Annotated in this window: 9 protein-coding genes, 1 other RNA gene and 1 pseudogene; 9 read left to right on the top strand and 2 right to left on the bottom strand. The window is 39.3% G+C overall.

Annotated elements, in window-relative coordinates:
• Positions 1-380 (top strand): annotated as a pseudogene (locus tag QM911_RS07505) (IS630 family transposase); the annotation flags it as partial.
• Positions 381-553: 173 nt separating this feature from the next.
• Here QM911_RS07505 and pbp1a read toward each other — a convergent pair.
• Together pbp1a and recU are read right to left on the bottom strand one after the other, a co-directional pair.
• Entirely contained in the window at positions 554-2716 is a 2163-nt protein-coding gene (gene pbp1a / locus QM911_RS07500) for a penicillin-binding protein PBP1A (RefSeq protein ID WP_414313599.1), read from the bottom strand.
• Positions 2713-3309, bottom strand: a complete 597-nt coding sequence (gene recU / locus QM911_RS07495; protein ID WP_414313598.1) for a Holliday junction resolvase RecU — start codon at positions 3307-3309, stop codon at positions 2713-2715. The genes pbp1a and recU overlap by 4 nt, the downstream gene beginning before the upstream one ends.
• Before the next feature lie 67 nt (positions 3310-3376).
• Between recU and QM911_RS07490 the strand changes: the two genes are divergently transcribed.
• The 8 genes from QM911_RS07490 to cbpF all read left to right on the top strand — a co-directional run bounded on the left by QM911_RS07490 (position 3377) and on the right by cbpF (position 10638).
• Positions 3377-3904 carry an SLOG family protein gene (locus QM911_RS07490; protein WP_414313597.1) on the top strand — a complete coding sequence of 176 codons (528 nt, stop codon included), beginning with the start codon at positions 3377-3379 and terminating at the stop codon, positions 3902-3904.
• Positions 3905-3973: 69 nt separating this feature from the next.
• Positions 3974-4303, top strand: a complete 330-nt coding sequence (gene gpsB, locus QM911_RS07485; RefSeq protein WP_414313596.1) for a cell division regulator GpsB — start codon at positions 3974-3976, stop codon at positions 4301-4303.
• A gap of 18 nt (positions 4304-4321) precedes the next feature.
• Positions 4322-4702: RNase P RNA component class B (rnpB, locus tag QM911_RS07480), an RNA gene on the top strand.
• A gap of 82 nt (positions 4703-4784) precedes the next feature.
• The gene (locus QM911_RS07475; protein ID WP_414313595.1) at positions 4785-5963 is read left to right on the top strand and encodes a THUMP domain-containing class I SAM-dependent RNA methyltransferase; all 1179 of its coding nucleotides are present in this window, start codon (positions 4785-4787) and stop codon (positions 5961-5963) included.
• Positions 5956-7407, top strand: a complete 1452-nt coding sequence (mapZ, locus tag QM911_RS07470) for a cell division site-positioning protein MapZ (RefSeq protein ID WP_414313594.1) — start codon at positions 5956-5958, stop codon at positions 7405-7407. Before QM911_RS07475 ends, mapZ begins: the two co-directional genes overlap by 8 nt.
• A gap of 76 nt (positions 7408-7483) precedes the next feature.
• A complete protein-coding gene (gene gndA, locus QM911_RS07465; protein WP_003017375.1) occupies positions 7484-8908 on the top strand; it encodes an NADP-dependent phosphogluconate dehydrogenase in 1425 nt (474 codons plus the stop codon).
• A gap of 11 nt (positions 8909-8919) precedes the next feature.
• Complete coding sequence (locus QM911_RS07460; RefSeq protein ID WP_414313593.1) at positions 8920-9609, top strand: response regulator transcription factor; 690 nt, start codon at positions 8920-8922, stop codon at positions 9607-9609.
• 96 nt (positions 9610-9705) lie between these two features.
• Positions 9706-10638: a choline-binding protein CbpF gene (cbpF, locus tag QM911_RS07455; protein WP_414313592.1), complete on the top strand. Its 933-nt coding sequence runs from the start codon at positions 9706-9708 to the stop codon at positions 10636-10638.
• Positions 10639-10717: the final 79 nt, after the last annotated feature.

Here is a 10717-nt window from a genome sequence, read left to right as displayed (position 1 = left end):
CTCAGACAGGAGATTCCTTCTTCCTTATTGCTGGAGGATGTAATACTGAGTGGACGAATGAATTTCTACGGCAAGTCTCACAAGCTTATCCAGATGACTATATTTTACTTGTCATGGATAATGCTATATGGCATAAATCAAGTACCTTAGAGATTCCAAGTAATATTGAATTGGCTTTTATCCCACCTTATACACCAGAAATGAACCCTATTGAACAAGTCTGGAAAGAAATTCGAAAACGAGGTTTTAAAAATAAGGCTTTCCAAACATTGGAAGCCGTCATTGATAAGCTTCAAGAAGTTATTTAAGGACTGGAAAAAAGCGTTTTAAAGTCTACTGTCAGCAGACAATGGATAAGGTTGCTTTTTGAAATTGATTGAGTATAACTTGTGTTTGAGATAAGGTTGCGATTGAGATAACTTTGACAGTTTTTTAGTCTGTTAAGTCGTTTCGTTTCCTATTTTTAAAAAGTTTGACCTAGTAGAAGTTAAGATTCCACTATAAAAACTACATACAAAAAACTGAGGATTTATTCTCAGTTTTTTTATATATTTTATTGTTGTCTTCGTGGATTTTGTTGGGGTTGATTTTGTTGTTGAGAATTTGCAGATGAGTTTGGTTGCGTTGCATTTGGATTAGTAGTACCATTCGTATTTTCGTTTGAAGAGCTTTCACTTTCAGTTGTTGAAGTTGAACTTGAGCTAGAGCTCTCTATTGTCGAACTTGCTTGAGTTGACTGTGGAATCCAGTTGCTACGTGTTCCATTTTTGAAGATGTAATCACCGCTTCTATAAAGACCTTCTGGCATTGTCCAATCACCAGGATGATCTCCCTCTGCTAGATACTGCATCATAGAACGATAGATACTAGTGGCAACAGTAAAGCCATCGCCAACGATTGGAGTAAGACGGTTTGAGTAACCGGTCCAGACTGCCATTGAATATTTACGGGTATAACCAACAAACATTTCATCTGGAGCAACAAATTGACTTGTTTTGATGTAGTTTTCAATCTCTTCATCAGTATAGTTTGATGTACCAGTTTTACCTGCTTGTGGAAGCCATGATATATAAGCGTCTCGGCCTGTACCAGAATATAATACAGTTTTCATCATTTCTGTCATCATATAGGCGGTTGTTTCTTTCATAGCACGAGTCCCTTGGTCAGAAAACTCTTTGGAACTACCGTCACTAAAAACAACTTTATTGATATACATTGGTTTGTGATAGATACCACCGTTAGCAAAAGCAGCATAGGCAGCAGCCATTTTTTCACTACTTGCACCGTACTGTTTACCTGATTCAGTCGTATTACTTGAAATTGCGTTTGCATATACCATGGTTGGATAATCAATGCCAAGCCCATTTAAGAATTTTTTGGCGTTTTCGAATCCAACTCTATCTAGTGTTTCAACTGCAGGTACGTTACGAGATTGTTGGATAGCAGTTTGAAGAGTGATGTTACCATAATAGCCACGATCCCAGTTGTAGACTGGAGTATTTGTACCTGGGAAGTTATATGGTACATCCTTAAGCATATAAGCAGTTGAGTCATAAATGTCGTATTCAAGTGCAGGTGCATAGTCCGTAATTGGTTTCATAGTTGAACCCCAGTCACGGTTTGTTTCCACTGCTTGGTTAGTGCCAAAGGATACATTGCTAGCTTGGTGACGAGATCCGAGTTGGGCGATAACTTTACCATTTGATACATCAATGATAGTAGAAGCTGCTTGGATATCATCATCAGGATAGTTTACGTATTGATCAGTATTATAGACGTCCCAAAGGTGTTTTTGTACCTCTTGGTCAACATTGGTATAGACTTCCATACCTGTTGTTAATAGATTATACCCTGTTTCTTGCTCCACTTGATCAATAACCTCTTTAAGATAGTTATCCATGTACTGTGGATAGTTATTAACAGATTTTAGGCTTTGGAGCCCATCTGTAATTGGAGTATTGATTGCTGTTTCATATTGTTCGGCTGTAAGGTATCCTTGTCTTTGCATTTCTGACAAAACGAGGTTTCGTCTTTCAAGGGCTACTTCAGGATGAGAATAAGGATCGTATTGGTTTGGAGCCTGCGGCATACCTGCTAAGAGTGCTAGCTGTGGAATGGACAAGTCTTTGAGTTCCTTACCATAATAGTTTTCCGCAGCTGTCTGCATACCATAGTTACCATTTGACATGTAGACCTTATTGACGTAATAGGTCAAGATTTCTTGTTTAGTTGCAGTTCGCTCCAGTTGAATAGCTAACCAAGCTTCTTGAACTTTACGGGATAGGGTTTGATCAGCTGTCGATGTTGAGAAGTAGGTCAATTTTATCAACTGCTGAGTCAAAGTCGATCCACCTTGAAGACCACTATTGCTTCGAAGGTTACGAAGGAATGCTCCTGCTATACGAATGCTGTCAATTCCTCTATGGTTAAAGAAACGGTGATCCTCGATAGAGACAATCGCATTGACAAGATCAGTAGGAATGTCGCTACTTTGAGCATTAACACGACGTTCGGCGCCTAAATCTGCGATGAGTTCATTTTTGCTATCATAAATTTTACTTGATGTAGTTGCAACAAGCTTGCTCTCAGAGAGTTCAGGAGCCTTGTTTGCATAGTAAAGAAATACACCACCACCAAGTAAGAAAGCTGCGATAAATAGGCTAATCACACCAATGCCGAGGTATTTAGCGATGCGTAAGATAGTTTGTTTGTTCATATTGTTTTACCACCTAGTAAATGTTGTTTGACTGTATCAAGGTAAGGAATTTGTGGGAAAGTGGACTGCTCAATCACATAACCGAATTCTTTGATATAGTCAAGCGGCATTGACTTTTTCCCCATATCCTGATGATAAAAACGGATGAGGTCAAGTGCCGGTAATAAATACGTTTCTTGATAAGAAGAAAAATGAAGAAGGACAAAGCAAATTCCTTTTTGTTCAAGGACTTGTTCCATATGCCTAATCTGATGAGGATGGAAGTTCTTCATAGGAATTGCATGTTTTTGCTTTGTTTCCTTAGCTTCGAAATCGATGTAAAACCCTTCATAAACTCCAGAATAATCGGTGGTTGATGCTTGTCTAAAATAAGCTTCAACAATCTTAGCTCGACTACGCTGAGGATAGTCTACGCGGACAATCTGAACAGGAGTTGGCTTCTTGTGGATAACAGCTAAACCGTGTGTCAGATAATAATCGTTTGTAGCATTGATCATCTTCTCAAAGGTCATCCCACGATTTGCGAAATTTTTAGTTTGAGGTAGGGAAGTTTTGCTTGATTTAGATGAAAGTTTATGTGGATAGTTGACCATAGTTCTCCTTATTGGTACAATAACATCACTTTATTATACCATAAAGGTGCACAGAAAGGGTGAAAAAATGCATACAGCCTTGATTTTAGGCTATTCTAGCTTTGATTTAGGATTGTTTAATGAAAAAGATGTTCGTTTAAAAATTATTAAAAAAGCCATTCGTAGAGATCTGGAAAAAATGGCAGACGAAGGGTTGAAATGGTTGGTATTTACGGGAACACTGGGATTTGAATACTGGGTTTTCGAGGTGGCCAGAGATATGAAAGATGACTTTGGTTTCCAACTTGCGACTATCTTTGATTTTGAGACTCATGGAGAAAACTGGAATGAGGGGAATCAGGTCAAACTTAGTGAATTTAAACAAGTTGATTTTGTTAAGTACGCCTATCCAAACTACGAGCACAAGGGTCAATTACGAGATTATCAACTTTTCTTACTTGAAAATACAGATGGAGCCTATCTTTTTTATGATGAAGAAAATGAAACAAAACTGAAAATTTTTTACGAACTGATGAAAAAGAAAGACAACTATATTACAAAAAGATTAACATTTGAGGAATTAAACGAAGTAGCCGAAAATTTTTCCGAAAATTGAGCCTTTGACCTTGCTTTTTGTTTGCCTTTTTTTATATAATAATACTAGCAACTGAGAATGGAGAGAGACATGGCAAGTATTATTTTTACAGCAAAAGATATTTTTGAGCAGGATTTTGGAAGAGAAGTACGTGGATATAGTAAAGCAGAGGTTGATGAATTCTTAGATGATGTCATCAAGGATTATGAAACTTATGCGGCGTTAGTAAAGTCACTCCGTTTAGAAATTTCAGCGCTGAAAGAAGAATTGGCTAAAAAACCTCAATTGACACCAGTAGCTTCAGAATCAGCAGAGCTTGGAAGTACAACTTCTATGACAAACTTTGATATTTTGAAACGTTTGAATCGTCTTGAAAAAGAAGTATTTGGCAAACAAATCATGGATAATTCTGATTTCTAAGAATACTTCTGTTGTGCAATTTTTGGATAATCGCGTGAAGAGAGTTTCTTTTCATGAGGAAAGTCCATGCTAGCACAGGCTGTGATGCCTGTAGTGTTTGTGCTAGGCGAAACCATAAGCCTAGGGACGAGAAATCGTTACGGCAGTTGAAATGACTAAGTCTTTGGATATGTCAGAGTAGACTTGAAAGTGCCACAGTGACGGAGTCTCTCTGGAAACAGAGAGAGTGGAACGCGGTAAACCCCTCAAGCTAGCAACCCAAATTTTGGTCGGGGCATGGAGTGCGCGGAAACGAACGTAGTACTCTGACTGCTAGCAGCTAGAGCTGCTAGTGGTAGACAGATGATTATCGAAGGAAGTGGTCCTAGTCACTTCTGGAACAAAACATGGCTTATAGAAAATTGCATATAGGTTGGGGCTGAGATATATTTCTCAACCTCATTTTTTAAAGTGAATAAAGAAAGGTCTATAAAAGACTGAAATGAAAACAACATTTAATTTAATTGCGACTGCTGCGGCGGGTTTGGAAGCTGTAGTTGGACGTGAAGTAAGAGATTTGGGTTATGATTGTCAAGTTGAAAATGGGCGTGTTCGTTTTCAAGGTGATGTTAAAGCAATCATCCAAACCAACCTGTGGCTAAGAGCTGCAGATAGAATCAAAATTGTTGTGGGAACTTTTCCTGCAAAAACATTTGAAGAACTCTTCCAAGGTGTTTTTGCTCTAGATTGGGAGAACTATCTCCCACTTGGAGCCCGTTTCCCAATTGCCAAGGCTAAGTGTGTCAAGTCAAAATTACACAATGAGCCAAGTGTGCAGGCGATTTCTAAGAAGGCAGTTGTTAAGAAACTCCAAAAACACTATGCCCGACCAGAAGGTGTTCCCCTGATGGAGAATGGTCCAGAGTTCAAGATTGAAGTTTCCATTTTGAAAGATATAGCGACTGTTATGATTGATACAAGTGGTTCAAGTCTCTTTAAACGTGGTTACCGTACTGAAAAAGGTGGAGCTCCGATCAAAGAAAATATGGCAGCTGCGATTTTGCAACTGTCAAACTGGTACCCTGATAAACCTTTGATTGATCCAACCTGTGGTTCGGGAACATTCTGTATTGAGGCGGCTATGATTGCGCGCAAGATGGCACCAGGTTTGCGTCGTTCCTTTGCCTTTGAAGAGTGGAACTGGGTCAGTGATCGATTGATTCAAGAAGTCAGAACTGAGGCAAGCAAGCAGATAAATCGAGAGATTGAACTGGATATTATGGGTTGTGATATCGATGGTCGTATGGTGGAAATTGCCAAAGCAAATGCCCAGGCAGCAGGAGTATCTGGAGATATTCTCTTTAAACAGATGCGCGTACAGGATTTGCGTACGGATAAGATTAATGGAGTCATTATCTCTAACCCACCATATGGTGAACGTCTGTCAGACGATGCAGGAGTAACTAAACTTTATGCTGAAATGGGTGAGGTTTTTGAGCCTCTCAAGACTTGGAGTAAGTTTATCCTGACAAGTGATGAAGCCTTTGAAAGCAAATATGGTAGTCAGGCGGATAAAAAACGAAAACTCTATAATGGTACTTTGAAAGTTGATTTATATCAATATTTTGGTCAACGAGTGAAAAGACAAGATGTAAAAACAGAAAGGAATACAAATGAGTAAGAAAAAACGCAAACGTCGTCAAAAGAATGAACAAGAATCAAAATTTGATTTTGAAGAAGCTAAGGATCTAACGGTTGGACAAGTTATTCGAAAAAATGAAGAAATCGAAGCAGGAGTAACTCCTGATGATACGATTTTGGATAAATACATTAAACAACACCGTGAAGAAATTGAAGCTGATAAATTTACAAACATTCAGGCGAAGAAAGAGGAACTTCAAAGTCTCGATGATTTGATCCAAGAAGCTAAAGAAACGATTGAAGAAGAGGTGGAACCAGTAGAAGAAGTCTCTGAATCAGAAAAGTTTGCTGAAGAAGAGGGAGTAGCAACTGAAGAAGTTCTCCTTTCGCCACTAGAAGAAACTTTAGTTATGGACAAAAATCTTGTAGAGGAAGTATTTGAACCAGAGCAGGTAGAAAATGAGGAAACTTCACAAGAAGAAACCCCAATTCTAGCTCGCTCTCTTCAAGAAGAGGATGAGCCACGACGCAAAAAACTGTGGGTCATCTTGTCAGCTCTTTTAGCGATTATTGTCTTGATTATTGGGGGTAGCTACTACGTTTATCGTCAAATTACGCGTTCTTCACAAGAAATTCAGTCTCAGTCATCTGATGCAGGTTTAGTAAGCAATCAAGCAATACTCGATCAATTTAACAGTCTCTATGACACTTTTTATACTGATGAGAATAAAACTGCCCTAAAAAATAGTCAGTTTAGTCAATTGAATCAGCTCAAAGAACTGTTAGATAAACTTGAGGGAGCTAGAGAGCATACTCTTGCTAAATCAAAATACGATAGTCTTGAAACACAAATCAAGGCAATTCAAGACGTTAATGCTCAATTTGAAACGCCAGCTATTACAGATGGTGTTCTAGATACAAATGCTAAAGTAAAGGCAGATGCTAAATTTACCGAAGTTAAGACTGGGAATACTGAAATTGATAAACTGCTAGATAAGGCTATTAGTCTCGGTAAGAGTCAACTTTCAAGTTCTACAAGCTCAAGCAGTAGTCAGTCAAGTTCATCAAGCCAAACAGAGTCAAGCTCAGCAACTGAAAGCAATGCTAGCAGTTCTGCTAATGCATCAACTTCAGCGGGTGAAACAGCCTCAGCAAATAATATCCTAAATAGTGGACTAGCAAGCAATGGTGTGAACCTACAAAGAAGTGTCAGTCGAGTACCGTATAATCAAGCTGCTGTTAGTGATAGTAGTAATCCTGCTTGGACTTTTGCAGATGGTGTCCTTGAACGCATTCTTGAGACTTCGCGTGCGCGTGGCTATATCACGGGTAATCAATACATTTTAGAACCTGTGAATATTGTTAATGGCAATGGTTATTACAACCTTTATAAACCAGATGGTACCTATCTCTTTACCCTTAATTGTAAGACAGGTTACTTTGTAGGGAATGGTTCTGGACATGCGGATGATTTAGACTACTAGTCAAATTGTTACAAAATTCTTTCTTTTCACAGATAAACATGATAAAATAAAACATATTAAACAAGAGGAGTGTCACATGACAAAAGCTAACTTTGGTGTTGTTGGTATGGCCGTAATGGGTCGTAACCTTGCCCTTAATATTGAATCTCGTGGTTATACAGTTGCTATTTATAACCGTAGTAAAGAAAAAACTGAAGATGTGATTGCTTGCCATCCTGATAAAAACTTCGTGCCAAGCTATGATATTGAAAGCTTCGTAAATTCAATTGAAAAACCACGTCGTATCATGCTTATGGTACAAGCAGGACCTGGTACAGATGCGACAATTCAAGCCCTTCTTCCACACTTGGATAAAGGTGATATCTTGATCGACGGAGGAAACACTTTCTATAAAGATACCATCCGTCGTAATGAAGAGTTGGCTAACTCAGGTATCAACTTTATCGGTACAGGTGTTTCTGGTGGTGAAAAAGGTGCCCTTGAAGGTCCTTCTATCATGCCTGGTGGACAAAAAGAAGCTTATGACTTGGTAGCAGATGTTCTTGAAGAAATCTCTGCAAAAGCTCCAGAAGATGGTAAACCATGTGTAACTTACATCGGTCCTGATGGAGCTGGTCACTATGTAAAAATGGTCCACAATGGGATCGAGTACGGTGATATGCAATTGATCGCAGAAAGCTACGATCTTATGCAACACTTGCTTGGCCTCTCTGCAGAAGACATGGCTGAAATCTTTACTGAGTGGAACAAGGGTGAATTGGACAGCTACTTGATTGAAATCACAGCTGATATTTTGGGCCGTAAAGATGACGAAGGTCAAGACGGACCAATCGTAGACTATATCTTGGATGCTGCAGGAAACAAAGGAACTGGTAAATGGACTAGTCAATCAGCTCTTGACCTTGGTGTGCCATTGTCACTCATTACTGAGTCAGTATTTGCACGTTACATCTCAACTTACAAAGAAGAACGTGTTCATGCAAGCAAGGTGCTTCCAAAACCAGCTGCTTTCAAATTTGAAGGCGACAAGGCTGAGTTGATTGAAAAAATCCGTCAAGCCCTTTACTTCTCAAAAATCATCTCATACGCACAAGGTTTTGCGCAATTGCGTGTAGCTTCTAAAGAAAATAATTGGAACTTGCCATTTGCAGATATCGCTTCTATCTGGCGTGATGGATGTATCATCCGTTCTCGTTTCTTGCAAAAGATCACAGATGCATACAACCGTGATGCAGATCTTGCTAACCTTCTTTTGGATGAGTACTTCTTGGACGTAACTGCTAAGTACCAACAATCTGTTCGTGATATCGTAGCTCTTGCTGTTCAAGCTGGTGTACCAGTACCAACATTCTCAGCAGCTATCACTTACTTTGACAGCTACCGTTCAGCTGATCTTCCAGCGAACTTGATCCAAGCACAACGTGACTACTTTGGTGCCCACACTTACCAACGTAAGGATAAAGAAGGAACATTCCACTACTCTTGGTATGACGAAAAATAAGTAGGTCAGCCATGGGGAAACGGATTTTATTACTTGAGAAAGAAAGAAATCTAGCTCATTTTTTAAGTCTGGAACTCCAAAAAGAGCAATACCGAGTTGATCAGGTAGAAGAGGGACAAAAAGCCCTCTCCATGGCTCTTCAGACAGACTATGACTTGATTTTACTGAATGCTCATCTAGGGGATATGACAGCCCAGGATTTTGCAGATAAGTTGAGTCGAACCAAGCCAGCTGCGGTGATCATGGTCTTGGACCATCGAGAAGAATTGCAAGACCAACTTGAAACAATCCAGCGTTTCGCTGTTTCATACATCTATAAACCAATCATTATCGATGATTTGGTCAGTCGTATTTCAGCTATCTTCCGAGGTCGAGATTTCATCGACCAACACTGTAGTCAGATGAAAATTCCGACAGCTTATCGCAATCTGCGTATGGATGTAGAACATCATACCGTCTATCGTGGCGAGGAGATGATTGCTCTGACACGTCGTGAATATGACCTCTTAGCTACCCTTATGGGAAGTAAGAAGGTTTTAACTCGTGAGCAATTGCTGGAAAGTGTTTGGAAGTATGAAAGTGCGACCGAAACCAATATTGTGGATGTTTATATCCGTTATCTACGTAGTAAACTTGACGTGAAAGGTCAAAAGAGCTACATTAAAACCGTGCGTGGTGTTGGTTACACCATGCAAGAATAGAAAAGCAGTTGCAGTTTTGTAACTGCTTTTTTTGAAGTCGTTGAAATGTTGACATATGATTTGATTTTTGCTACAATCATTTTGGAGGAAACAAGAATGAAATTTTTGAAAAAAATGATGCAAGCTGGACTTGCAGTCTTCTTCTTAAGTCTGTTAGCAACCAGTACAGTATTTGCGGATGATGCTGATTCAGAAGGCTGGCAATTTGTCCAAGAAAATGGTAGAACCTACTACAAGAAGGGTGAACTCAAAGAAACCTACTGGCGAGTGATTGATGGTAAGTACTATTATTTTGATCCTTTATCTGGAGAGATGGTTGTCGGCTGGCAATATATACCTGCTCCACACGAAGGGGTTACGATTGGTTCTTCTATAAGGCGAGATGTTGCTTTTAGACCAGATTGGTTTTACTTTGGTCAAGATGGGGTACTACAAGAATTTGTTGGTAAGCAAGTTTTAGAAGCAAAAACTGCTACAAATACCAACAAACATCATGGGGAACAATATGATAGCCCAGCAGAGAAACGAGTCTACTATTTTAAAGACCAAAGAAGTTATCACACCTTAAAAACCGGTTGGGTTCATGATGAGGGGCACTGGTATTATTTACAGAAGGATGGTGGCTTTGATTCTCGCATCAACAGATTGACTGTTGGGGAGCTCGCACGTGGCTGGATAAACGATGATTCAACTTGGTACTATCTAGATCCAACAACTGCTACAATGCAAACTGGTTGGCAATATCTTGGTAATAAGTGGTACTATCTCCGTTCATCAGGAGCAATGGCGACAAGTTGGTATCTAGATGGTTCAACTTGGTATTATTTAGATGCTCAAAACGGTGATATGAAAACTGGCTGGATTTATGTCGGTAATACTTGGTATTATCTTCGTTCGTCAGGAGCTATGGTGACAGGCTGGTTCCAAGTTAATGGTAAATGGTACTATGCCTATAGTTCAGGTGCCTTAGCTGTAAATACCACAGTAGGTGGCTACCAGGTCAACTATAATGGTGAGTGGGTACAATAATGAAAACAAGCGATTGTGAAAGGAAACAATCGCTTTTTTTGTGAAAATATAATAAAATAGAAAGGAATAAAGTTCTAAA

The organism is Streptococcus infantis, assembly GCF_047460825.1.
Lineage (GTDB): Bacteria > Bacillota > Bacilli > Lactobacillales > Streptococcaceae > Streptococcus > Streptococcus infantis_V.
Note: the sequence above shows the minus strand (reverse complement) of the source record. Positions and strands in the feature narration are given on the sequence as shown.

Excerpts from the sequence above, each read along its gene's own strand:
- QM911_RS07475 (WP_414313595.1), top strand. The coding sequence starts at position 4,785 with ATGAAAACAACATTTAATTTAATTGCGACTGCTGCGGCGGGTTTGGAA.
- pbp1a (WP_414313599.1), bottom strand. The coding sequence starts at position 2,716 with ATGAACAAACAAACTATCTTACGCATCGCTAAATACCTCGGCATTGGT.
- QM911_RS07490 (WP_414313597.1), top strand. The coding sequence starts at position 3,377 with ATGCATACAGCCTTGATTTTAGGCTATTCTAGCTTTGATTTAGGATTG.
- mapZ (WP_414313594.1), top strand. The coding sequence starts at position 5,956 with ATGAGTAAGAAAAAACGCAAACGTCGTCAAAAGAATGAACAAGAATCA.
- recU (WP_414313598.1), bottom strand. The coding sequence starts at position 3,309 with ATGGTCAACTATCCACATAAACTTTCATCTAAATCAAGCAAAACTTCC.
- QM911_RS07460 (WP_414313593.1), top strand. The coding sequence starts at position 8,920 with ATGGGGAAACGGATTTTATTACTTGAGAAAGAAAGAAATCTAGCTCAT.
- gpsB (WP_414313596.1), top strand. The coding sequence starts at position 3,974 with ATGGCAAGTATTATTTTTACAGCAAAAGATATTTTTGAGCAGGATTTT.
- gndA (WP_003017375.1), top strand. The coding sequence starts at position 7,484 with ATGACAAAAGCTAACTTTGGTGTTGTTGGTATGGCCGTAATGGGTCGT.
- cbpF (WP_414313592.1), top strand. The coding sequence starts at position 9,706 with ATGAAATTTTTGAAAAAAATGATGCAAGCTGGACTTGCAGTCTTCTTC.